The organism is Cetobacterium sp. ZWU0022 (assembly GCF_000800875.1).
Classification (GTDB): Bacteria; Fusobacteriota; Fusobacteriia; order Fusobacteriales; family Fusobacteriaceae; genus Cetobacterium_A.
Genome location: NZ_JRJZ01000014.1, coordinates 16,656 through 38,707, shown reverse-complemented (window position 1 = coordinate 38,707; position 22,052 = coordinate 16,656). Strand labels below are relative to the sequence as shown.

Here is a 22,052-nt window from a genome sequence, read left to right as displayed (position 1 = left end):
ATGAAAACAGGAAAGAAGAAAAATGGAGTTTTAAATATAATATATTTACTTATAATCATAATGGTTATAGTTTTCTTTGCAAAAGATGTTTTTATGTATACTATGACAGAGGTTGAAGAATTTTTATTACCATTTCAATCTCGTATCTACTTTTTAGGAAAAACAGCTAAAGAAAGTACTGAAAGTGTTATAAACTATAAAGAGTTAGTTTCTGAGAATAGTAAGTTGAAACATACAATAGCTGAGAAATCACTAGTTGAAGAAAAAAATCAAAGATTGTTAGAAGAGAATACAAGATTAAGAGATCTTCTAGAGATGAAGGAACACTTTAAATTTAAGTTTAAAGTTGGAAAGATAAGTTTTCAACAAACGAGAGAGATGTATGAGAGTTTTGCGATAAATATCGGAGAAGCAGATGGAATAGAAAAAAATATGCCAGTTTTATTTAAAGAAACTTTGATAGGACGTGTAGAGAAAGTATTTAAAAATTATTCAATCGTACAAATGATAACTTTCCAAGATTCAATAGTTAGTGCAAATGCTGCAGAGGATACAATTGGAATAGTTAAAGGAAATAGAAGTGATCAATTAATTTTTGAACCAGTTTCATTCCATGAGGCACAGTTAAAAGTAGGAGATAAGGTTTCAACATCAGGAATTAGTGATGTTTATCCAAAAGGGTTATCAATAGGAGAGATTCAAGAAATTAAACCCAAGTATGATAAAAATGTAGAGTATATAGTGAAGTTACCATTTAATATAACGGATATGAACGAAATAATAGTTCTTACAGAGGTGGATAGATAATGAAGAAATTATTTATGTTTTTTGTTATAGGAGTATCTATTTTTGCATCAAATAATAGAATTTCAGATATAAAAGATATTTATTCAAATGTAAAAGAGACAGTTTATTTAAATGGAGATGAAAGAAAAAAAGAGTATAGTATAGAGTATATATCTCCAGATTATCTTAGAAAAGAGGTAATACTTCCTAATGTGAATAAAGGAGAGATTTTTCAATATGAAAATGGAGAATCTCTTGTCTATATACCATTATTCAATGAGGTTTCTAAAAATAAAAGTGAAGATGTGAGTAATTTTTTATCAATTATTAAAGATTTGAAAAAAAAGGATCAAAATGATAAAAGTTTTAGTGAAAATTATTATTTAGAAAAAGTAAAAGAGATAAAATATAAAGATTCTTATACGATAAGAGTAAAAGAATATAAAAAAATAAATGGATATCTATTACCAATAAAAATGGAGATATTTGAAAGTGGTAATAAGGTAGCAGAGTTATATCTGCAGGATACAAAAGTTAATAGTGACCTTAAAAGAAAGGAACTAAAAAAATGAAATTTATAAAAACTAAAGGATTGATAGTAAAGAAAGTAGACTTTGGAGAAGGTGATAGAATTATAACAGTTTTTTCAGAAAATTTTGGAAAGATTGATCTTTTAGTTAAAGGAATTAGAAAAAGTAAAAAAAGAGACCAGAGTTCGGTAGATTTATTAACTCTATCAAATTTTACATTTTACAAAAAAGGTGATAATTTTATACTGAATACAATTGACCCTATAGAATTTTTTTATGATTTAAAAAAGGATATAGAAAAATTAGAAATTTCATCTTATATTCTCTCTATAATAAATGAAATAATCTTGCCAGGAGAGAGAAAAAAAGAGTTTTTTCAAAGATTAGAAAAGGCTTTGTATTTTATCGTAAAAAATAATAACTACACTAATTTTTTACTGATTCTAAAAATGATGAATTGGATTATAAAAAATGAAGGTTATAGAATAGATATATCAGGTCAAAAATATTTTAATATTTCTGAATCGGTAATAACAGACTCTGGAAACGATAAAGTTATTCCTTTAAAGAAAGAGTTATTTGAAGTGTTGTCAAATATAGAGAAAGCGGTATCAATTTCAGAGGAAAATGTAGATTTAAATACTTTAATTGATGCAATTATTCTTTATGAAAAATATATAAACTATCATTTAGATACGAAACTAAATCTAAAGAAACATTTATTTGGAGGTTACTCATGTTAAACATAGTTAAAATAACTGACTATATGTCAGAGGAACTTATATCACTTGATCTAAAAGCTAAAAGTAAAGATGAAGCACTAAAGGAGTTATCTACTTTAATTGGAAAATCCAATAAAATAGAAAAAAAAGATGTTATATACAAAGCTCTTTTAGAAAGAGAGAATTTGGGAAGTACAGGAATAGGGAAAGGGGTAGCAATTCCCCATGCTAAGACTGATGCAGCGGAGAGTTTAACAATAGCTTTTGGAATAAGTAGAGAGGGAGTAGATTTTAAATCTTTAGATCAAGAGAAAGTAAAAATATTTTTTGTATTTGCATCACCGTTTAAAGATAGTCAAATTTATTTAAAAGTACTGGCAAGAATTTCAAGATTAATAAGAGATGAAAATTTTAGAGAAAAGCTTTTAAATTGTGGAAATGCAAAAGATGTATTAGAGTGTATAGACAAAGAGGAAGCTTTATAGGGAGAGAGTATGAGATGTCCATTTTGTAATAGCGAAGACACAAAAGTAATAGATAGTAGAGCATTTTCTGAGAATAATTCGATAAAAAGAAGAAGAGGATGTAATAGTTGTGAGAAGAGATTTACTACCTATGAACGAATCGAAGAAAATCCAATTTATGTAGTAAAAAAGAATAAAAGTAGAGAAAAATTTAATAAAGAAAAACTATTAAGAGGATTAGAAAGAGCAACTAATAAAAGAAATATAAGTAGAGATGACTTAGAAAAATTTATTGCGGATGTGGAAAAGGTAATACAAAACACTTTAAAAAATGAAATAACTACACAGGAGTTAGGGGAACTTGTACTAGAAAAATTAAAAGAGTTAGATGAAGTTGCATATGTTAGGTTTGCGTCTGTATATAAAGAATTCGATGATATAAAATCTTTTATTGATACCGTTGAGGATATAAAAAAGGATAAAAAAATATGAAGATCTTAATTATAAACGGACCAAATTTGAATTTTTTGGGAAAAAGAGAACCAGAGATATATGGAAATAAGACTTTAGATATGATAAATAATGAGATTGAGGTATTAGGAAAAAATCTTGGGTTGGAATTAACATTCTATCAATCGAATCACGAGGGTTGTATAATAGATAAAATACAAGACTCATATGAAAAGATTGATTATTTAATAATAAATCCAGGAGCATTTACACATTACAGTATAGGAATAAGGGATGCGATTTTGTCAACTAATCTGAAAACGATAGAGGTTCATTTATCTAATGTTTACTCTAGGGAGGAATTTAGACATAAATCTGTGATATCGGATATATGTATAGGAAAAATTACTGGATTCGGTTCTGAAGGGTATAAAATGGCTCTTCAATACTTAAGTAGTTTAAAAAAATAGGAGGCAAAATGAGAATTTTATTTATGGGAACACCGGAATTTGCGGTTCCATCATTAGATACATTAAGAAAAAAGCATGAAATAGTAGGAATATTTACAAAGGTGGATAAACCGAATACAAGAGGAAAAAAAATAAAATATACACCGGTTAAAGAGTATGGATTACAAAACGAGATACCAGTTTATCAACCAAACTCGTTAAGAACAGATGAAACATTTGAATTAATAAAAGAGTTAAATCCAGATTTAATAGTCGTAGTAGCTTATGGAAAAATTATTCCAAATAATATAATTGATTTCCCAAAATATGGGATAATAAATGTTCATTCATCTTTACTTCCAAAATTTAGAGGAGCAGCACCTATAAATGCAGCGATAATAGCTGGAGAAAAAGAGAGTGGAGTAACAATTATGGATATAGCAGAAGAACTTGATGCTGGAGATATAATATTAAAAGGAGTTACTCCAATATATGAGGAGGATACATTCTTAACTTTACATGATAGATTAAAAGCTATTGGTGCTGAAAAGTTGAATGAAGCTGTAGATCAAATTGAGAATGGTACAGCTCAAAGAGAGATTCAAAATCATTCAGCAGCAACATTTGTAAAACCATATAAAAAAACAGATTGTATAATTGATTGGAATAAAACAGAGGAAGAGATTTTTAATTTTGTAAGAGGAATGAATCCGTTCCCAACAGCATTTACGTCTCATAATGAGAAAGTATTAAAAGTTTATGCTGTAGAAAAATTTAATAGAGTTTACAATGGGGAAAACGGAGAGATAGTAGATTCTATAAAAGGAAGAGGATTTGTTGTAAAAGTAGGAAACGGAAGCGTAATTTTAACAGATATCAAACCTGAAAATAAAAAAAATATTTCAGGAAAAGATAGTATTAATGGAAATTTATTTAAAATAGGTGAAATTCTAAAATAAAATTAATCGGGGGGAGATGTAAAATAATGAAAGCTTCAGAAAGAAAAGAAAAGATTTCAAGAAAAACGATAGAAAGATTAACTATGTATTTAAAATGTTTAGAAAAATTTTCACCAGAGGATTATATATCATCTGAGGAGATGGGAGTTTTATTGGGAGTAACAGCAGCACAAATAAGAAAAGATTTTTCTAACTTTATAATGGACATAGAGTCATGTATAGGAATAAGGGGTAAAGGGTATAACGTAAAATGTCTTTACGAAATGATTGAAAATATATTGGGAATAAATAAACAAAATAATGTAATAATTGTTGGAGCAGGAAAGCTTGGAAATGCTATATTGTTAGAGGGAGAAATAGAAAAGCCTAGATTTAATATTGTTGGTATTTTTGATATAACTAAGAGTAGAATTGGAAAAGAGTATAGAGGAATTAAAATAAGTAGTGTGAGTGATATTCCTAAAATAGCTTCTGAAAAGAAGATTGATATGGCTATTATAACAGAGAATAAATCAATTGCTCAGCAAGTTACTGATATAGTTACTCAATCAGGAATAAAAGCAATTTTAAATATGACATCTTTAGAAATTAAAGTTCCAAAAGATGTTGTAATCGAGCATATAGATTTGAATAGAAAACTTCAAGAATTAAATTACTGGAAAGAAAAGGTGGAGTAGTAATGAAAATTTTAGATGGTAAATACGTATCTCAAAAAGTTAGAGATTCTATAAAAAATGAGATAGTTGAGATAAAAGAGAGAATGGGAAAGGTTCCAGGTTTAGCAGTGATTCAAGCTGGAGATAATTTAGCATCTAAAATTTATGTTAATTCTAAAATAAAGCAATGTGCTGAAGTAGGAATAGAGTCAAAAAACTTTATTTTACCAGCAGATGTAAGTGAAGATGAGCTTTTAAGCAAAATAGATGAACTAAATAAAGATGATGCAATAGATGGTATACTGGTTCAATTGCCGTTACCAGATCATATAGATACACCAAAGGTTATTGAAGCGATAGATATAACAAAGGATGTTGATGGCTTTAAACCTGAAAATTTAGGAAAGGTTGTTTTAGGAGATGAAACGGCTTTAATTTCTTGTACACCAGCAGGAATACTTAGATTATTTGAGGAGTATAAGCTGGCTTTAGAGGGGAAAGATGTTGTTGTTATAGGTAGAAGTAATATAGTAGGAAAGCCAATGACAGCACTTTTAATAAATGAAGGGGCAACAGTGACTGTTTGTAACAGTAAAACGAAAAATCTTTCAGAAAAAACTAAAAATGCAGATGTTGTAATAGTGGCTATAGGAAAAGCCAATTTCTTAAAAGGAGATATGGTAAAAGACGGAGCTATTATAATAGATGTTGGAATTAACAGAGATGAAAATAATAAAATCTGTGGAGATGTAGATTTTGAATCTGTAAAAGAAAAAGTATCGTATATAACTCCTGTTCCAGGCGGAGTAGGACCAATGACAATTGCGATGCTACTTAATAACACATTAAAAGCATTTAAAATCGGAAAAAAAATATAGGGGAGAGTTTAAAATGGAGAAAAAAGAGTTTTACATTGTTGATAAAAGAATATTACCGAATTCAATACAAAGCGTGATTAAAGTAAATGAAATTGTTCAAGCAGAAAGAATTTCTAAATATGAGGCTATAAAAAGAGTAGGAATAAGTAGAAGTACTTATTATAAGTATAAAGATTATATAAAACCATTCTTTGAAGGTGGAAAAGAAAAGGTATTTAGTATTTATTTATCTTTAGAGGATAGACCAGGAATTTTAGCAAGAGTTTTAGACATTATAGCAGGAGAACAAATGAATATTTTGACAATTGTACAAAATATAGCTATTGATGGAATAAGTAGAGTAACTATATCGATTCAAACAACAGAAAATTTACTTAGAAAAATTGAAGAGATGTTAGAAAAAATAAGTTCATTAGATTCAGTAAAAGAGTTAAGAGTTATTGGAAGCAACTAAGGAGGAGTAATGAAGTTAGATTTAGAAAGCATAAAAAAATTAGCTAAAAGTATAGAGGAGCACAACCTTTCTGAAATTAGTGTAGAAGTAAATGGAACAAAGCTTACAATGAAAAAAGAGGAACCGAAAGAAGAGATCGCAGCATCAACAGTAAAATATGTTGAGCAAGCAGTTTCTACATCAAATGAAGTTTCGAGTGTAGAAAAATTAGAAACTTCTGAGATAGTAGAGGATGGAATAGAAGTAATATCTCCAATGGTGGGAACATATTATTCAGCACCTTCACCAGAATCAGAGGATTTTGTGAAAATAGGGGATAGAATAGAAGTAGGAGATACTGTATGTATTGTTGAAGCTATGAAAATGATGAATGAAGTTAAATCAACAGTAGCAGGAACAGTTGTTGCATTAAAATCAGAAAATGGAAAAGCTGTTAAAAAAGGAGATGTATTATTTTTAGTAAAATAGAGGAAAGCGAATAGCTTTCCTTTTTCTTCTTTGAAAGCACAGCGTGTTGTTTTTTATAGAGAATTATGGTAGAATATATAAGTATTCAATTTAAAAAAATAAGGAAGGTGTATTGTAAAGTTGGACACGTATCGTGATATTATTATATTATTTGTATTAATTTTACTATCTGGTTTTTTCTCAGCCTCAGAAACAGCGTTAACTTCTTTTAAAACAACAGATTTAGAAGATGTAGAGAAATCGAATAAAAAGACAGCACATTTATTAAAAAAATGGTTAAAAAGTCCAAATGAGATTTTAACAGGAATGCTATTAGGGAATAACATAGTAAATATTTTAGGTTCATCTATAGCCACTGCATTAGCAATTAATATAATGGGAAATTCTCCTAGAAGTTTAGCTATTGTAACAGGAGTAATGACTGTTCTAATACTTATATTTGGAGAAATAACGCCTAAAATTATGGCGAAAAATAATGCTAGATATTTTTCAAAAGTTGTAATAGCACCAATATATTATTTTGGTGTGTTAATGAAACCTTTAGTAAAAATATTGATGTGGACTTCAATTCTAATTGGAAGAATTTTAGGTGTTGAAGTAAAAACTGAAAGCATTATGTTTACAGAGGAAGATTTAATATCTTTCGTGAATGTTGGAGAAGCTGAAGGAATTATTGAAGAGGAAGAGAAAGAGATGATTCATTCTATCGTTGGATTAGGTGAAACTAATGCAAAAGAGATAATGACTCCGAGAACTTCGATGTTTGCAGTAGAGGGGAATAAGACATTAGATGATATTTGGGATGAGATGATCGAAGCCGGATTTTCAAGAATTCCAGTTTATGAAGAAACAATCGATAACATAATAGGAGTTTTATATACAAAAGACGTATTAAACTATTTAAAAGCAAATAGTACTAATACTCAGGTAAAAGAATTAGTAAGGGAAGCTTATTATGTTCCTGAAACTAAATCAATAATTGAGATTCTTCAAGAATTTAAGAGTAAAAAAGTTCATATTGCATTGGTTTTAGATGAGTATGGAGGAATTGGTGGAGTTTTAACAATAGAAGATCTATTAGAAGAGATTGTCGGAGAGATTCGTGATGAGTTTGATCATGAAGAGGAAGAGACGATAAAAGAGATTGATGAAAATAGATATGAAGTAGATGCAATGTTAGATATAGAAACAATTAATAAAAATTTAGCGATAGAACTTCCAATATCTGAAGATTACGAGAGTTTAGGTGGATTACTTATGTCTGAACTTGGGAAAATACCATCGATTGGTGATATTGTTGAGTTTGAAGATGTAAAATTAGTTGTTATTCAAGTCGAAAAGATGAGAGTATCTAAGGTAGAGATACAAAGAGGGGAATAATAATGAAGAGAATAAAAGCCAGTTTTTATAGCGGATTGATTGCGATATTACCAATAGTTATCACGGTTTATATATTTAACTGGATATTTCAATTATTCTTAGGATTATTACAAGATTCATTTGTAACGGTAGCAATAAGAAGTCTAGTAATACACGCAGGGTTAGGAAAAGAACAAGATTTGCATTTGTATACTCAAATCCTAATAAATGTATTATCTTTTATAACAGTTATTTTAACATTAATAATAATTGGAACTGCTATGAGAGTATTTTTATTCAAAAAAATTGGTACATTTTTAAATAATCTATTAGCTAGAATTCCGCTATTTAGTCAGATTTACAGTACAATAACACAAATAATATCACTATTTGCTTCTGATAGACAGAAGTCTTATCAGAAAGTGGTTATGTTTGAGTATCCTAGAAAAGGGATTTATAGTATAGGGTTTATGACTGCAAGTAGTAATCATTTAGCTGAAGAAGTAACTGAAGAAGAGATGTGTAATGTGTTTTTACCAACTTCTCCTAATCCAACATCAGGAATGTTTATAATATTAAGAAAATCTGAAGTGAAAATTTTAGATATAAAAGTAGATGATGCGATAAAACTTATAATTTCAGGAGGAGTAATATTACCACCAAATAATAAAAAGGAGAACTAGATGTACAAATATCTTTTTTTAGTTTTTATATTCATTGGGTGTAGCAATAAAAAATTAGTAGAAAATACAACGAACTCTGGAACAAAAGATGAAAAATATTTAATGCTCAAAGGAGCAAATTTATATTCATTAGGAAAAAAAAGTGAAGCTTTATCAACTTATGAAGAAATTTTAAAAATAAATAGTAGAAACTCAGAAGCATTGAGAGAGAAAGCAATTATAGAGGGTCAATTTGGAAATAAAAATCAAGCTGAAAAAGATTTGATTGAAGCATTGAAATTAAATCCAAAGGACAATTTAACTTTGAAAAATTTGGGATATTTAAATTTTGAAAAAAAGAATTATAAAAAAAGTCTAGAATATTTAAGTAAGGTTTCTTTAGATTTTAAAGAGGAGCAAGATTATTTTATATTAGGATATATAGAGTTTATAAACGGAAATTTTTTAAATTCTTTAAAATATTATGAATATATTGAGGATGAAGAGATTTTTAATAATAGTTTATTTTTCGATTCGTATTTAAATAATCTCAAAAAAATAGAAATTTTTGATAACGATATATTTTTTAAGATAGAGAATAGAGTAAAAAATAATAAAAATAACACTATAAAATTGTCTGATTTCTATAGTGTATCTTTGAAAAATGATGAATTGTCAGAAAGAGTTCTTAAAAATTATCTAACTTATAATAAAATAGATAGAGATATAGTTAATAAATTAATAAAATTATACTATAAAAATGGAGATAAAGAAAAAGTAAAAAAGGCTTTAAATTTAATTGACAATTGATATAGATAATTATATAGATATAAATTTTTAAAAGAGTAATATTTAGGAGGATTTAAATGGATTTAAAAAAATATGTAGCATTAGTTGAGGATTATCCAAAACCAGGAATAAAATTTAGAGATATCACTCCTCTAATGGGAAATGGTGAAGCTTATAAATTTGCAACAGATAAAGTTGTAGAGTTCGCAAAAGATCATAATATAGATTTAGTTGTAGGACCAGAAGCAAGAGGATTTATATTTGGATGTCCAGTATCATATGCTTTAGGTGTAGGATTTGCTCCAGTTAGAAAGCCAGGAAAGTTACCAAGAGAAGTTATTGAATATGCTTATGATTTAGAGTATGGTTCAAATGTTTTATGTATGCATAAAGATTCAGTAAAGCCAGGGCAAAGAGTATTAATCGTTGATGATTTATTAGCAACTGGTGGAACAATAGAAGCTACAGTTAAGTTAATTGAAGAATTAGGTGGAGTAGTTGCAGGATTAGCATTCTTAATTGAACTAGAAGACTTAAAAGGTAAAGAAAAATTAGAAGGATATCCAGTATTAACTTTAATGAAGTATTAATAACTTTTGAGGCGGCACAAAGTTGTGTCGCCTTATTTGTATAATCTTATTAGAAAGAGGTGTATTATGAAATATTGGCAAGAGATAGAAAGTGAAATAGATAAGCATAATTTAAAAGTAGACAGAGAGAAGATCAAAATGGCTTTCTTTTTTGCAGAGGAATGCCATATAGGACAATACAGAAAATCAGGTGACAGCTATATAATACATCCTGTAGAAGTAACAAAAATATTAATAGATATGAAAATGGATACAGAGGGAATAATAGCAGGAATACTTCATGATATAGTAGAGGATACTCTAATAACGATAGCAGATATAAAATATAATTTTGGTGATGAAGTAGCCCACCTTGTAGACGGAGTTACAAAATTAGACCACTTACCAAATGGAACTAAGAAGCAGGATGAAAATATAAGAAAGATGATAATCGCTATGGCCAAAGATGTTAGAGTTATTATTATCAAATTAGCAGATAGACTTCATAATATGAGAACGTTGAAGTTTATGCCACCAGAAAAACAAAAAAGAATAGCTCATGAAACATTATCGATATATGCTCCTCTAGCTCATAGACTAGGAATAGCAAAGATAAAGTGGGAGTTAGAAGATATGTCATTATATTATTTAGAACCTGAAAAATATAAGGATATAAAAGCTTTGATTGATGAGAAAAAGGATGAGAGAAAAAAATATTTAGAAGAGATGGTAAATAATATAACTCGTCTTTTAAATGAAGTTCAAATTTATGGTAAAGTTAGAGGAAGATTCAAACATTTTTATAGTATATATAAAAAAATGTTTGAAAAAGGAAAAGACTTTGATGGAATATATGATTTAATAGGTATAAGAATAATTTTAGATACTGAAGCAGAGTGTTACAACACTTTAGGAGTAATTCATAGTAATTACAGACCTGTTCCAGGAAGATTTAAAGATTATATAGCAGTTCCAAAATCTAATAATTATCAATCTATTCATACAACTATAGTAGGTCCTTTAGGAAAATTTGTAGAGATTCAAATTAGAACTGAAGATATGGATAGAGTTGCAGAAGAGGGAGTTGCAGCTCATTGGAGTTATAAAGAAAATAAAAAAATAAGCAAAAAAGATCAGGTATATGGTTGGTTAAGAAATATAGTTGAGCTAAATCAAGGAGCTGAAAATACAGAGGAATTTATAAGAGAAGTTACAGGAGATATTGTAAAAGAAACAGTATTTGTATTTTCTCCAAAAGGGGATGTTGTAGAATTGGCTCAAGGTGCAACACCTATAGATTTTGCTTTTAATATTCATACAGAGATTGGTATAAAGTGTATCGGAGCAAAAGTTAATGGAAGAATTGTTCCGCTAGATTATAAATTAAATAATGGTGATAGAGTTGAGGTTATCACTTCTAAGACGGCAAAAGGACCAGGAAATGATTGGTTAGATATTGTTGCGACTCAAAGTGCAAAGAGTAAAATAAAAAAGTGGTTAAAAGATCAAAAGTTAGATGAAAATATTAAGATCGGAAAAGAGTTAATAGAAAAAGAGTTGACTAAACTTGGAATCTCTCTAAAAGAGTTTGAAGAGGGTGCTGTTTTAAAGAAGCATTTAGAAAAACATAACATGCCAACATTAAATGACTTTTACTTCCATATGGGAGAAACTAAAAGCAAAGTTGATGTTATTATAGCTAAATTAAGATTAGAGCAAGAGAAACATAAAGCTTACGAAGAGACGACAGTAGAAGATTTCATAAAAGAACCGACTAAGAAAAAATCAGCAAAAAAAGATGATCAAGGAATAGTTATTGATGGAACAGAAAATACATTAATAAGATTTGCGAGATGCTGTACACCGTTACCAGGGGATAATATAGGTGGATATGTCACAAAGTTAACAGGAATAGCAATCCATAGAAAGGATTGTCCAAATTATATCTCAATGGTAAATCATGATCCGGCAAGAGTTATTGATGTTCATTGGGATGAAAAACTCTTAGAAACACCATCTAAAAAAAGTAAGTATACTTTTGTGTTTACGATTAGAGCTTTTGATAGACAGAGTATTTTAATGGATGTAGTGACAACAATTTCGAATCACAAAATAAATGTTTTATCACTAAATTCTCATAATATAAAAAAGGGATTAGATACAATTGCTATTATTAAAGCAACAGTTGAGTTAAATAACAAAGATGAATATAAACAGTTAGTTAATCATCTTTTAAAAATAAAAGATGTTATATCAGTAGATAGATAGGAGAAAAGAATGACTAGAAAGTTACCAGTAACGTATGAGTTATACGATAAGGATGGAAAGGCAAGAATAGGGAAAATCACGACTCCACATGGAGAGATAGAAACACCTGTATTTATGCCAGTTGGAACTCAAGCAACAGTAAAGGGAATGACTCCAGAAGAGTTAGAAGAGATGGGTTCTGAAATAATATTAGGAAATACATACCATTTATATTTAAGACCAAGTGATGAGCTTGTGGCTAAATTTGGTGGATTACACAAATTTATGAATTGGAATAAACCAATTTTAACAGACAGTGGAGGATTCCAAGTATTTAGTTTAGGAGATTTAAGACAAATTAAAGAAGAGGGAGTATACTTCAGATCTCATTTAGATGGATCAAAGCACTTCATTTCTCCAGAAAAGTCAATCAATATTCAAAATAACTTAGGTTCGGATATAGTTATGTTATTTGATGAGTGTCCTCCAGGAATGTCTTCAAAAGAGTATTTAATTCCTTCGATTGAGAGAACAACTAGATGGGCTAAAAGATGTGTTGAAGCACATAAAAGGCCAGATGAGCAAGGATTATTTGCTATAGTACAAGGTGGAGTATACGAAGATTTAAGAGACAAAAGTTTATCCGAATTAAGTGAAATGGATGAACACTTCTCTGGATATGCAGTTGGAGGATTAGCTGTAGGAGAACCAAGAGAAGATATGTATAGAATTTTAGATTATATTGTTGAGAGATTACCTGAAGATAAACCAAGATATTTAATGGGTGTAGGAGAGCCTTTAGATATGCTAGAAGCAGTTGCATCAGGAATAGATATGATGGATTGTGTTCAACCTTCTAGAATTGGAAGACATGGAACAGTATTTACAAAATATGGTAGATTAGTTATAAAAAATGCTTCATATTCAGAGGATACTAGACCTTTAGATGATGGATGTGATTGTTATGTATGTAGAAACTATACAAGAGGATATATCAGACATCTATTTAAAGCACAAGAAATTTTAGGTGGAAGATTAGCAACATATCACAATCTATACTTCCTATTAAAATTAATGAAAGATTCGAGAGCGGCAATAAAAGATAAAAGGTTTAATGAATTCAAAGCTGAATTTGAAGCTAATTACACAATTGGAAAAAATAGTGAATGGATTAAACCTCAAAAGTTTGATAAATAAAAAATGGGTCTTTGGACCCATTTTTTTTGTAAATAATTAGATATTTTCTTTAGTAAATTTTAATTTGAATTCATGCTCTGATCTAACAAAAAGCATTTCATTTCCATTTGAATCTAAAACTTTTTCAGAAAAAACTCTATAAAGATACATATTTTGACCATCTTGTTCATTCGTACAATTCATAATATTGTAGTTTAAAACTTCATAAAGTTTTCCGTTTTTATTATTTTTCCAAAGCTCTTTATTCATAACACTCCTTCAAGCGGTTATTTCACCACATAGATCAGTTTCCATATATAATTTTATATCCTCAGTAGAAAGATTTTTTCCTAGAAGATACATAAGTTTTGTTATAGCAGCTTCAGGAGTCATATCTCCGCCACTGATAACACCAATTCTTTTTAAGGCACTACTAGCTTCATAAAGGCCCATTTTAACAGCACCTGTTGCACATTGACTTATATTTACAACAACAACACCAGAGTCTATAATAGCCTCTAAAGCAGTTATAAACGATTCAGATGTTGGAGCATTTCCATTTCCATAAGTTTTTAATATTATTCCTTTTATTTCTGAGTGAGCTTCTACAAGAGTTTTAATATAAAGAGGGTTCATTCCAGGGAATATTTCAACTATAAGAACATTACTATTTATAGAGGGATCAATATAAAACTCTTTTTTAGGCATATCTAAAACTCTTTTATCAGTAACTTTTATTTCACACCCAATCTCTCCTAAAGGTCTATAGTTAGGTGAAGCAAATCCGAAATAATTGGTGGCATCAATTTTTCTAGCACGATTTCCTCTTAAAAGTTCATCTCTAAAACAGATAGTTACTTCTGGAATACTTTTAACACCGTATATTCTATTTCCAGCTATCTGAATAGAAGTTATTAAATTTTGAAGAGCATCACTTCTAGGTGTAACTAGTGGCACTTGAGACCCAGTAAGTACAACAGGTTTATCAAGATTTTTAAGCATAAATGATAAAGCTGAAGCTGTGAATGCCATAGTATCAGTTCCATGTAAAATGACAAATCCTCTATAAGAATAGTAGTTCTGTTCAATAATTTTTACGATATCGATCCAAATTTCAGGATTCATATCTGAAGAATCAATTAAATTTGGAATCTGACAGTAATCAGCTGGAAATTTTTCTAATAAAGGATGGTTTTTAGCAACTTCAAACCAATTTTTTGCAGGTCTTAAAGGGCTGTTAGGATTATTTTCCTCACTATTAACCATACCAATGGTACCCCCAGTGTTTATAATAAGAATTTTTTCTAACATTGTACTCCTCCTAAACGTAATCCCCTAGTTACCTAGGGGATTACAGTTTTTATTAGATATCTTTTAAGAATATATTTTGATTTCTATCTGGACCAACTGAAACAACAGTTATTTGACATCCTAAGAACTCTTCAACTCTAGCAAGGTATTTTTTACAGTTTTCAGGTAACTCATCATAGTTTTTCATGTTAGAGATATCCTCTGTCCATCCTGGTAACTCTTCATAGATTGGTTTAGCATAAGCTAACTTTTCAGTAGCTGCAGGAACAGTTGAGTAAACTTTCCCATCTATTTCGTATCCAGTACAGATTTTTAAAGTATCTAATCCACTTAAAACGTCGATTTTAGTGATAACAACATCTGTTAATCCGTTGATATCTACAGCGTATTTACCAACAACAAGATCTAACCATCCACATCTTCTAGGTCTTCCAGTAGTAGCACCGAACTCTCCACCGATTTGTCTGATTTTTTCTCCTAATTCGTTATTTAACTCAGTAACGAAAGGTCCTTCTCCAACTCTAGTTGTATAAGCTTTCATAACTCCGATTATTCTATCGATTTTCTTAGGTGAAACTCCAACTCCAGTAGTAACTCCTCCACTTGTAGGTGATGAAGATGTAACGTATGGGTATGTTCCATAGTTAATATCTAGCATCATAGCTTGAGCTCCTTCAAATAAAACGAATTTATCGTCATCTAAAGCTTTGTTAATTTCAGGAGTAGCATCAATGATTCTATGCTTTAATCTTTCAGTATATCCTTTGTACTCTTCGAAGATTTCATTGAAATCCATAATAGGTGCATCGTATATTTTAGTGAATAACTCATTTTTCTCTTCTAAGTTCATTTTTAATTTCTTAGCGAATAACTCCATATCTAATAAATCAACAGCTCTGATTCCAACTCTTGAGAATTTATCTGAGTAACAAGGTCCGATTCCTCTTTTAGTAGTTCCAATTTTGTTATCTCCACTTCTCTCTTCTTTTAATATATCAAGTTGAATGTGGTAAGGCATAATTAAATGAGCTCTATCACTTATGAATAGGTGATCTACTTTAGCTCCTTTAGCTTCTAATGTATCTAACTCTTTTAAAAGCACTTTTGGATCAACAACAACTCCTGGTCCAATGATACATTTTCCTTGTCCGTGTAACATACCTGATGGTAATAGGTGAAGTATAAACTTCTCTCCATTTACAACAACTGTATGTCCAGCATTGTTTCCACCTTGGAATCTAACAACATAGTCAGCTCTATCTCCAAGAACATCGATTATTTTACCTTTTCCTTCGTCTCCCCATTGAGTTCCAACTACAACATATCCTGCCATTTAAATACCTCCATGTATTATTTCGTTATTTGATTTTTTTTATTTCAATATAGTTGATATTTTTGTTATGTTTACATACAAATAAATCTTCAAATTCTGTTCTGATATTATCAGCAGCCTTAGGACTATTGTGTAAATCAGCTGTATGATATACAACTTCGTACTTTTCTAAATCTTTAGCAAATTCTAAAACGTCAGCGTAATATTGATCGTGATCTGTTTTAAAGAATAAAGTTCCCTCAACTTTCATAATCACATCAAGAAGTTCAAATAGTTTAGGTTGAAGAATTCTGTTTTTTTCATTTCCTTCCCAAGGATCTGGGAAATTGATATATAAACCTTCAATCTCTCCTTTACCAATAAACTTTGTAATGTCTTCACCACGTCTTCTCAAGAAAACAACATTATTAAGATCTCTTTTAACAGCTTTAGTAGCAGATAAAACTAATCTTTTAAATCTTATTTCAAGAGCTAAGTGGTTTCTCTCAGGATATTTAGCAGCCATTCCAACAGCAAAATTTCCACTTCCAGATCCAATTTCTAGATATACAGGATTATTGTTTCCAAAAGCTTTTTGGTTCCAATGGTCTCTGTAAGAATCCATAATTTCACTATCATAGATAATGTGATTAGGGTATTCTACTAACTTAACCATATAAGGGTTATAGTTAATTCTTGGATTTGTGAAGAAGTGTCTCCATAGAGTATCTTCTAATCTTTCTTTCATTCTTCCTCCATAAATTTAATCGTTTTTTCAGCAGCATTTTTATTACTTTTGAAAAACTCTTTTATTTTATCCTCAGAAACAGGATTTGTTTCTAAGAGATTAATAGCATTTAAAAACTCCTCTTTATTATGTATTTTATGACCAATGCCAAGAGTTAAGATATCTCTTGAGATATCTTTTACATTTTGGAGATAAGGTCCAAAAATAGGTGTTTTACCATAGAAAAGAGGTTCTAGTAAACTGTGGCCACCTATATCAACTAATGTTCCACCAACAAATACAATATCAGCGATAGAATAGAATTTTCTTAAAACTCCCATTTTATCAACGACCAATACTTGGAACTCTTCTGTGCAATGATTGTTTTCTAAATCAGTCAATTTTTTATAGTTTAAATTTGAATTTTTTAGAAGAGATTCAATTTCTGAAACTCTTTCTAAATGTCTAGGAACAATGACTAGCAAAGTATTGCTCAACTCTTTATAGATATCTATAAGAATCGAATCTTCACCCTGTCGAGTACTTCCTGCAACGAAAATTTTTCTACAGTTGCTTTTTAACAATTTTTTTAATATCATTTTCTCATTTAAATTAAACTCTTCAAAAGAGATATCAAATTTTAGATTCCCTGAAACCGAAACTTTTGATGAATTCGCTCCAAGAGCAATTATTCTATTTCGATCTTCTTCTGATTGCATAAGAAAACCATCTATTTTAGATAATAAAGATTTTAGAATCCATTTAACTTTACAGTATCTAGGAAAACTTTTATTAGAAATTCTTCCATTAACAATATAAACTTTAGACATTTTATGACCAAGAGTTATTAGGTTAGGCCAAATCTCAGTTTCAATTAGAATTACTCGAGATATTTTTATATAATTAAATATTTTTTTTAGTATAAACATATCATCTAAAGGAAACTTTAATATAGATATTTTATCATCTTTTGAGTATTTATTTAAAGCAGTTTCATAGCCTGTATCAGTAAAAACGGTAATTAAAATATTCTCTTGAAAATTTTCTTTGAGTTTTTTTATAAGAGCGTCCGAAAGATTTATCTCACCTACAGAGGAACAGTGTAACCAAGTATACTCTTCTCCTTTTTTCAGTATTGATAAATCTTGAAATAATCTCGAGAAAACAAATTTCATTTTTTTAGGTTTAAAAAGTAAAAAAATAAAGAGGAAAGGATATAAAAATCCTCTCAACAGATTATAAAGCATTATTATCCTCCAATTTTGATTTGGATTAAATTAGCTATAGCAGCTACGCTTTCCTCTATGTTCATGAAGCTTGTATCAACTTCAATAGCGTCGTCGGCTTTTTTTAGAGGACTCTCTTTTCTTGTTGAGTCTGTATGATCTCTTTCTAAAATATCTTTCAAAACAGTCTCAAAATCTTCTATAATTCCTTTTGAAGCATAGTCTTTAACTCTTCTTTTAGCTCTTTCTTCAGCAGAAGCTATTAAAAATACTTTTAGATCAGCATTTGGAAATACAACAGTCCCAATATCTCTACCATCCAAGATAACTTTTTTACCATTACTAATCTCTCTTTGTAAATCAACTAACTTTGTCCTAACAGCTTTGATAGCTGAAACAGGAGAAACTATTTTAGTAACCTCAGGAGTTCTGATTTTAAGAGAAACATCTTCATTATTTAATATAAATTTCTCTTCAATAATATCAACTTTTATATTATCTAAAATACTTTCAACAGCACTTGGATTATGGAAGTCAATATTATTCTCAAGAATATAAAGAGCTACCATTCTGTACATTGCTCCAGTATCAAGGTATGTTAAACCAAAATTTTTAGCAATTACTTTAGCGATAGTACTTTTCCCACTTCCAGCAGGACCATCTAATGCAATGATATAATTTTTCATAAAAAATCCTCCCTAGGCTTTAATAAGAAGAGCTCTCCACTCTTTATCTCTTTTTATTTCTAGTATTTCAAGACCTTTTTCTTCGACTTGTTTTACTATCTCAGGTAACTTATCTTCAATAATTCCAGAGAATATAATTAAACCATCTTTTTTAACAACTTTAAATATATCTTTTAAAAGAAGTAGAATGACATCAGCTAAAATATTAGCTACAACAACATCAAACTGTTTATCTTGAACAACAGATATTAAATCTCCTAAGAAAACTTGAGCAGTATTTTCAGAAATTTTATTAAGTTCTAAATTTTCTTTTGTAGCTTCAACAGCTAATTCGTCAATATCAGTTCCATAGATATCAGTTGCTCCCAATTTTTCAGCGGCAATCATCAATATTCCAGAACCAGTTCCTACATCGATAACAGTATTTCCAGGTTTGATATTCTCTTCCATTATTTTTAAACAAAGAGAGGTTGTAGGATGAGAACCAGTACCAAAAGCTCTTCCAGGATCTAGTTCAATAACTAATTCATCTTCTTCAGGTTCATATTCTCTCCAAGTAGGTTTAACCACAAACTTTTCACTTACTTTTTCAGGATATAGATATTTTTTCCAACTATTTTGGTAGTCTTCTTCATCGTATTCGTAGAAATCTATAGTAAAAACAACATCATCTCTGTCATTGAATCTTTCTTCAAAAGCGGCCTTTATAAGGTCATTTCTTCTTTGAGAATAAGGATTCATAGGGAAATATGCAGAAACTGCATAGTCAACCATTAAGAATTGCTTTTCATCTTTATAAAAATCTAAAGGATTTTTTGTTTTTAATGGTTCATCGATTTTTAAACCAGTAGCTCCAAATCCATAGAATATATCACAAATCTCTTTTTGAGTATCTTCAATACTATCACTATCAAATATAACTTTTATTTCAACAACTTTCATAAAAACCTTCCTAATTAAATATTCCTAACTCAATAAGAGAAAGGTTGATTCTTTCAATTTTTGTACATTCACCAGTTTCATCATCTAGCTCAATATCTAAGCCATTAATTCTTTCTTTACCTTCAGCAATATCAAATTTTTGTGGTAAAGCAGTTAAGAATTTAGGGATGATTGATTCTTTCTTCATACCTATTATCCCATTATCAGAACCAGTCATTCCAACATCACTGATATAACCAGTACCCTCTAATAAAATTTTGTTGTCTGCAGTTTGAACATGTGTATGTGTTCCATAAACCACAGAAACCTTTCCATCTAAGTAGTTAGCAAGAGCTAATTTTTCTGAAGTAGCTTCAGCGTGGAAATCTATTATAATATGTTTACACTCTTTTCTAATCTCTTCAATAAGAGTATTAGCAGTTGTAAAAGGACAATCAATTGGAGGCATAAAAACTCTTCCTTGAAGTGATACAACAGCTATTTTATTTCCTTTTCTATCTTTTAAAATAGAGTACCCAGTACCAGGAACACCGTTAGGATAATTATGTGGACGAAGAAGTCTATTACTTCTATCTAAATAATCATAAATCTCTCTTTTATCCCAAATGTGATTTCCACTTGTAATAATGTCTACTCCCCAATCTAAAATTTCATCACAAAGCTTTGCAGTGATTCCGAATCCAGCAGCAGCATTCTCTCCATTAACAATTATAAAATCATAGTTGTTTTTATATTTATCAAGATATGCTTTTAAAGTTTTTCTACCAGGATTTCCAACAACGTCACCTATAACTAAAACTTTCATTATTTACCTCATTTCTATATTTGTATTACCAAAAAATATTATAACATTTTTTACTAGAAATTAAAACTCAAAAAATACTTAAAAAAAAAACAAATTGCATGTTGACAACTACACGAAAATGGTGTATTATTGAGTCAGATAATAAACAAACTAGGAGTGACGCATATGTTAACTAAAGAGGAATTTTTAAAAAAAATAGGACAAACTGAAGAGGAATTAAAAGCAAAAGGGCTTGAGTTAATGTTTATAGGTGAAGTTGGATATGGTGACGATGAAGATGACGGATGGGATGTAGTTTACATTGATCCAAGTAGATGTGTAGAAGTAGGTATGGGATGTAAGTGTGCTGTTGGTGGAACACTACACGAAAAATTATAAAATATATTTTAGGAAGGCAAGATTTATTTCTTGTCTTTTTTTATTTAAAAAAAATTTAGTTCTATAAAAAAATATGTTATAATTTCAATATAATCATTTCAATAAGGAGCAGATAATGAAAAGTAGTGGTTTAGTCAAAGATAGAATGGGAAATAAGGTAGTTGTTTCAATGTATAAGGAAAGTGCTTGCTCACACTGTAATAACTGTAGCGAAAGTGCTAAAATAGCAAATACTTTTACTTTTATATCTGATAGAGATGATATAAAAAAAGGTGATATAATAACTTTTGAAATGGAAGATAATCAAGTTTTTAAGGCAGCTATGATTGTATATATCCTTCCTTTGATATTTATGTTTTTAGGATATTATTTGGGAGCTAAAATAGGGTTTTCAGAAGGAAAGAGTATACTTACGAGCTTTATAAGTTTAGCTATAACTTTTTTAGGAATATTTTTTTACGATAGAAAAATAGTTAAACATAAAATGGAAAGAGCAGTAAAGATAATAGATATAGAAAGAAAATAGTGAGGGATTGAAATTATGATAAAAAAAATATCAATAGTTTTTGTTTTATTAGTACAACTAACTTTTGCTAAATACTCACAAGTAGATTATTCTAAAATTTTAAACAAAAATGGAAAAGTTTTCGTCAAAAATACTGGGACTCCTTTTACAGGGATGGTAACATTTCAAAAAGATAGAGAGTTTTACAAAAATGGTATACCAGAAGGGAAGTGGTTATCTTTTTATTCGAATGGTAGAATAAAGTCAATAGAAAATTGGAGAAACGGAGAATTGAATGGAAAGTATGTTTTGTATAGCCAGGATGGACATAAAACATTTCAGACATACTATTTAAAAGGAAAAGACCATGGTTTATTTAAATTGTATCATGAAAATGGAAGGCCACATATAGTTGGAAACTTTAATAATGGTCGAGCAATAGGAATTTGGAATTATTATAATCAGAACGGGAAATTGATAGGTAAAAGAGAATATACAATAGATACTAATCATTTTGATCAAACAAATTAAACGTAGGAGAA

Annotated in this window: 28 protein-coding genes; 20 read left to right on the top strand and 8 right to left on the bottom strand. The window is 29.4% G+C overall.

Features of this window, described 5'->3' with window-relative positions; genetic code table 11:
* The 17 genes from mreC to tgt all read left to right on the top strand — a co-directional run bounded on the left by mreC (position 1) and on the right by tgt (position 13,639).
* Positions 1-807: a rod shape-determining protein MreC gene (gene mreC, locus L988_RS00830; RefSeq protein ID WP_047380584.1), complete on the top strand. Its 807-nt coding sequence runs from the start codon at positions 1-3 to the stop codon at positions 805-807.
* Positions 807-1,358, top strand: coding sequence for a hypothetical protein (locus L988_RS00825; RefSeq protein ID WP_047380582.1), 552 nt, complete (start codon positions 807-809; stop codon positions 1,356-1,358). Before mreC ends, L988_RS00825 begins: the two co-directional genes overlap by 1 nt.
* Complete coding sequence (gene recO / locus L988_RS00820) at positions 1,355-2,059, top strand: DNA repair protein RecO (RefSeq protein WP_047380581.1); 705 nt, start codon at positions 1,355-1,357, stop codon at positions 2,057-2,059. Before L988_RS00825 ends, recO begins: the two co-directional genes overlap by 4 nt.
* The gene (locus L988_RS00815; RefSeq protein ID WP_047380580.1) at positions 2,053-2,523 is read left to right on the top strand and encodes a PTS sugar transporter subunit IIA; all 471 of its coding nucleotides are present in this window, start codon (positions 2,053-2,055) and stop codon (positions 2,521-2,523) included. Before recO ends, L988_RS00815 begins: the two co-directional genes overlap by 7 nt.
* Positions 2,524-2,532: 9 nt before the next feature.
* Complete coding sequence (gene nrdR, locus L988_RS00810) at positions 2,533-2,994, top strand: transcriptional regulator NrdR (protein ID WP_047380578.1); 462 nt, start codon at positions 2,533-2,535, stop codon at positions 2,992-2,994.
* Positions 2,991-3,422 carry a type II 3-dehydroquinate dehydratase gene (aroQ, locus tag L988_RS00805; protein ID WP_047380576.1) on the top strand — a complete coding sequence of 144 codons (432 nt, stop codon included), beginning with the start codon at positions 2,991-2,993 and terminating at the stop codon, positions 3,420-3,422. The genes nrdR and aroQ overlap by 4 nt, the downstream gene beginning before the upstream one ends.
* Before the next feature lie 8 nt (positions 3,423-3,430).
* Positions 3,431-4,360: a methionyl-tRNA formyltransferase gene (fmt, locus tag L988_RS00800; protein WP_047380574.1), complete on the top strand. Its 930-nt coding sequence runs from the start codon at positions 3,431-3,433 to the stop codon at positions 4,358-4,360.
* 26 nt (positions 4,361-4,386) lie between these two features.
* Positions 4,387-5,037: a redox-sensing transcriptional repressor Rex gene (locus tag L988_RS00795; RefSeq protein ID WP_047380572.1), complete on the top strand. Its 651-nt coding sequence runs from the start codon at positions 4,387-4,389 to the stop codon at positions 5,035-5,037.
* Between the two features lie 2 nt (positions 5,038-5,039).
* A complete protein-coding gene (gene folD, locus L988_RS00790; RefSeq protein WP_047380571.1) occupies positions 5,040-5,894 on the top strand; it encodes a bifunctional methylenetetrahydrofolate dehydrogenase/methenyltetrahydrofolate cyclohydrolase FolD in 855 nt (284 codons plus the stop codon).
* A 13-nt stretch (positions 5,895-5,907) separates the two neighbouring features.
* Positions 5,908-6,348, top strand: a complete 441-nt coding sequence (locus L988_RS00785) for an ACT domain-containing protein (protein ID WP_047380569.1) — start codon at positions 5,908-5,910, stop codon at positions 6,346-6,348.
* A gap of 9 nt (positions 6,349-6,357) precedes the next feature.
* Positions 6,358-6,816, top strand: coding sequence for an acetyl-CoA carboxylase biotin carboxyl carrier protein (gene accB / locus L988_RS00780; RefSeq protein WP_047380567.1), 459 nt, complete (start codon positions 6,358-6,360; stop codon positions 6,814-6,816).
* A gap of 120 nt (positions 6,817-6,936) precedes the next feature.
* Entirely contained in the window at positions 6,937-8,196 is a 1,260-nt protein-coding gene (locus tag L988_RS00775; protein ID WP_047380565.1) for a hemolysin family protein, read from the top strand.
* A gap of 2 nt (positions 8,197-8,198) precedes the next feature.
* Positions 8,199-8,858, top strand: coding sequence for a DUF502 domain-containing protein (locus L988_RS00770; protein WP_231549748.1), 660 nt, complete (start codon positions 8,199-8,201; stop codon positions 8,856-8,858).
* Positions 8,859-9,647 (top strand): tetratricopeptide repeat protein, encoded by a 789-nt coding sequence (locus L988_RS00765; RefSeq protein ID WP_047380562.1) that lies wholly within the window; start codon positions 8,859-8,861, stop codon positions 9,645-9,647. It abuts the gene before it with no gap.
* A 56-nt stretch (positions 9,648-9,703) separates the two neighbouring features.
* Entirely contained in the window at positions 9,704-10,216 is a 513-nt protein-coding gene (locus L988_RS00760; protein WP_047380560.1) for an adenine phosphoribosyltransferase, read from the top strand.
* A gap of 66 nt (positions 10,217-10,282) precedes the next feature.
* Positions 10,283-12,463, top strand: a complete 2,181-nt coding sequence (locus L988_RS00755; RefSeq protein WP_047380558.1) for a bifunctional (p)ppGpp synthetase/guanosine-3',5'-bis(diphosphate) 3'-pyrophosphohydrolase — start codon at positions 10,283-10,285, stop codon at positions 12,461-12,463.
* Between the two features lie 9 nt (positions 12,464-12,472).
* The gene (tgt, locus tag L988_RS00750; RefSeq protein WP_052191619.1) at positions 12,473-13,639 is read left to right on the top strand and encodes a tRNA guanosine(34) transglycosylase Tgt; all 1,167 of its coding nucleotides are present in this window, start codon (positions 12,473-12,475) and stop codon (positions 13,637-13,639) included.
* A 36-nt stretch (positions 13,640-13,675) separates the two neighbouring features.
* On the opposite strand, the gene L988_RS00745 is transcribed toward tgt, so the two are convergent.
* The 8 genes from L988_RS00745 to L988_RS00710 all read right to left on the bottom strand — a co-directional run bounded on the left by L988_RS00745 (position 13,676) and on the right by L988_RS00710 (position 20,627).
* A complete protein-coding gene (locus L988_RS00745) occupies positions 13,676-13,888 on the bottom strand; it encodes a hypothetical protein (RefSeq protein WP_047380557.1) in 213 nt (70 codons plus the stop codon).
* Between the two features lie 9 nt (positions 13,889-13,897).
* Positions 13,898-14,929: an asparaginase gene (locus L988_RS00740; RefSeq protein WP_047380556.1), complete on the bottom strand. Its 1,032-nt coding sequence runs from the start codon at positions 14,927-14,929 to the stop codon at positions 13,898-13,900.
* Positions 14,930-14,981: 52 nt separating this feature from the next.
* Positions 14,982-16,262, bottom strand: coding sequence for an adenylosuccinate synthase (locus L988_RS00735; protein WP_047380555.1), 1,281 nt, complete (start codon positions 16,260-16,262; stop codon positions 14,982-14,984).
* Between the two features lie 25 nt (positions 16,263-16,287).
* Positions 16,288-16,989: a tRNA (guanosine(46)-N7)-methyltransferase TrmB gene (gene trmB, locus L988_RS00730; RefSeq protein ID WP_047380554.1), complete on the bottom strand. Its 702-nt coding sequence runs from the start codon at positions 16,987-16,989 to the stop codon at positions 16,288-16,290.
* Positions 16,986-18,143, bottom strand: a complete 1,158-nt coding sequence (locus L988_RS00725; RefSeq protein ID WP_231549749.1) for a 3-deoxy-D-manno-octulosonic acid transferase — start codon at positions 18,141-18,143, stop codon at positions 16,986-16,988. The genes trmB and L988_RS00725 overlap by 4 nt, the downstream gene beginning before the upstream one ends.
* A gap of 74 nt (positions 18,144-18,217) precedes the next feature.
* The gene (cmk, locus tag L988_RS00720; protein ID WP_047380552.1) at positions 18,218-18,880 is read right to left on the bottom strand and encodes a (d)CMP kinase; all 663 of its coding nucleotides are present in this window, start codon (positions 18,878-18,880) and stop codon (positions 18,218-18,220) included.
* Between the two features lie 12 nt (positions 18,881-18,892).
* On the bottom strand, positions 18,893-19,822 hold the full coding sequence (gene prmA, locus L988_RS00715; protein ID WP_047380551.1) for a 50S ribosomal protein L11 methyltransferase: 930 nt from the start codon (positions 19,820-19,822) through the stop codon (positions 18,893-18,895).
* Positions 19,823-19,832: 10 nt separating this feature from the next.
* Positions 19,833-20,627 (bottom strand): TIGR00282 family metallophosphoesterase, encoded by a 795-nt coding sequence (locus tag L988_RS00710; protein WP_047380550.1) that lies wholly within the window; start codon positions 20,625-20,627, stop codon positions 19,833-19,835.
* Between the two features lie 165 nt (positions 20,628-20,792).
* Between L988_RS00710 and L988_RS00705 the strand changes: the two genes are divergently transcribed.
* The 3 genes from L988_RS00705 (at position 20,793) to L988_RS00695 (ending at position 22,041) form a co-directional block, all read left to right on the top strand.
* Positions 20,793-21,005, top strand: a complete 213-nt coding sequence (locus L988_RS00705) for a hypothetical protein (protein WP_047380549.1) — start codon at positions 20,793-20,795, stop codon at positions 21,003-21,005.
* 115 nt (positions 21,006-21,120) lie between these two features.
* On the top strand, positions 21,121-21,531 hold the full coding sequence (locus L988_RS00700; RefSeq protein WP_052191618.1) for a SoxR reducing system RseC family protein: 411 nt from the start codon (positions 21,121-21,123) through the stop codon (positions 21,529-21,531).
* A gap of 15 nt (positions 21,532-21,546) precedes the next feature.
* On the top strand, positions 21,547-22,041 hold the full coding sequence (locus tag L988_RS00695) for a toxin-antitoxin system YwqK family antitoxin (RefSeq protein WP_052191617.1): 495 nt from the start codon (positions 21,547-21,549) through the stop codon (positions 22,039-22,041).
* Positions 22,042-22,052 lie beyond the last annotated feature (11 nt).

What these genes read in the sequence shown, in the direction of transcription:
- folD (WP_047380571.1), top strand. Translation starts at nt 5,040, where the DNA reads ATGAAAATTTTAGATGGTAAATACGTATCTCAAAAAGTTAGAGATTCT.
- nrdR (WP_047380578.1), top strand. Translation starts at nt 2,533, where the DNA reads ATGAGATGTCCATTTTGTAATAGCGAAGACACAAAAGTAATAGATAGT.
- L988_RS00695 (WP_052191617.1), top strand. Translation starts at nt 21,547, where the DNA reads ATGATAAAAAAAATATCAATAGTTTTTGTTTTATTAGTACAACTAACT.
- tgt (WP_052191619.1), top strand. Translation starts at nt 12,473, where the DNA reads ATGACTAGAAAGTTACCAGTAACGTATGAGTTATACGATAAGGATGGA.
- L988_RS00770 (WP_231549748.1), top strand. Translation starts at nt 8,199, where the DNA reads ATGAAGAGAATAAAAGCCAGTTTTTATAGCGGATTGATTGCGATATTA.
- recO (WP_047380581.1), top strand. Translation starts at nt 1,355, where the DNA reads ATGAAATTTATAAAAACTAAAGGATTGATAGTAAAGAAAGTAGACTTT.
- L988_RS00710 (WP_047380550.1), bottom strand. Translation starts at nt 20,627, where the DNA reads ATGAAAGTTTTAGTTATAGGTGACGTTGTTGGAAATCCTGGTAGAAAA.
- mreC (WP_047380584.1), top strand. Translation starts at nt 1, where the DNA reads ATGAAAACAGGAAAGAAGAAAAATGGAGTTTTAAATATAATATATTTA.
- L988_RS00755 (WP_047380558.1), top strand. Translation starts at nt 10,283, where the DNA reads ATGAAATATTGGCAAGAGATAGAAAGTGAAATAGATAAGCATAATTTA.
- L988_RS00795 (WP_047380572.1), top strand. Translation starts at nt 4,387, where the DNA reads ATGAAAGCTTCAGAAAGAAAAGAAAAGATTTCAAGAAAAACGATAGAA.
- L988_RS00725 (WP_231549749.1), bottom strand. Translation starts at nt 18,143, where the DNA reads ATGAAATTTGTTTTCTCGAGATTATTTCAAGATTTATCAATACTGAAA.
- L988_RS00745 (WP_047380557.1), bottom strand. Translation starts at nt 13,888, where the DNA reads ATGAATAAAGAGCTTTGGAAAAATAATAAAAACGGAAAACTTTATGAA.
- cmk (WP_047380552.1), bottom strand. Translation starts at nt 18,880, where the DNA reads ATGAAAAATTATATCATTGCATTAGATGGTCCTGCTGGAAGTGGGAAA.
- accB (WP_047380567.1), top strand. Translation starts at nt 6,358, where the DNA reads ATGAAGTTAGATTTAGAAAGCATAAAAAAATTAGCTAAAAGTATAGAG.
- L988_RS00700 (WP_052191618.1), top strand. Translation starts at nt 21,121, where the DNA reads ATGAAAAGTAGTGGTTTAGTCAAAGATAGAATGGGAAATAAGGTAGTT.
- L988_RS00815 (WP_047380580.1), top strand. Translation starts at nt 2,053, where the DNA reads ATGTTAAACATAGTTAAAATAACTGACTATATGTCAGAGGAACTTATA.
- fmt (WP_047380574.1), top strand. Translation starts at nt 3,431, where the DNA reads ATGAGAATTTTATTTATGGGAACACCGGAATTTGCGGTTCCATCATTA.
- L988_RS00825 (WP_047380582.1), top strand. Translation starts at nt 807, where the DNA reads ATGAAGAAATTATTTATGTTTTTTGTTATAGGAGTATCTATTTTTGCA.
- L988_RS00785 (WP_047380569.1), top strand. Translation starts at nt 5,908, where the DNA reads ATGGAGAAAAAAGAGTTTTACATTGTTGATAAAAGAATATTACCGAAT.
- L988_RS00735 (WP_047380555.1), bottom strand. Translation starts at nt 16,262, where the DNA reads ATGGCAGGATATGTTGTAGTTGGAACTCAATGGGGAGACGAAGGAAAA.
- trmB (WP_047380554.1), bottom strand. Translation starts at nt 16,989, where the DNA reads ATGAAAGAAAGATTAGAAGATACTCTATGGAGACACTTCTTCACAAAT.
- prmA (WP_047380551.1), bottom strand. Translation starts at nt 19,822, where the DNA reads ATGAAAGTTGTTGAAATAAAAGTTATATTTGATAGTGATAGTATTGAA.
- L988_RS00740 (WP_047380556.1), bottom strand. Translation starts at nt 14,929, where the DNA reads ATGTTAGAAAAAATTCTTATTATAAACACTGGGGGTACCATTGGTATG.
- L988_RS00765 (WP_047380562.1), top strand. Translation starts at nt 8,859, where the DNA reads ATGTACAAATATCTTTTTTTAGTTTTTATATTCATTGGGTGTAGCAAT.
- L988_RS00760 (WP_047380560.1), top strand. Translation starts at nt 9,704, where the DNA reads ATGGATTTAAAAAAATATGTAGCATTAGTTGAGGATTATCCAAAACCA.
- L988_RS00705 (WP_047380549.1), top strand. Translation starts at nt 20,793, where the DNA reads ATGTTAACTAAAGAGGAATTTTTAAAAAAAATAGGACAAACTGAAGAG.
- aroQ (WP_047380576.1), top strand. Translation starts at nt 2,991, where the DNA reads ATGAAGATCTTAATTATAAACGGACCAAATTTGAATTTTTTGGGAAAA.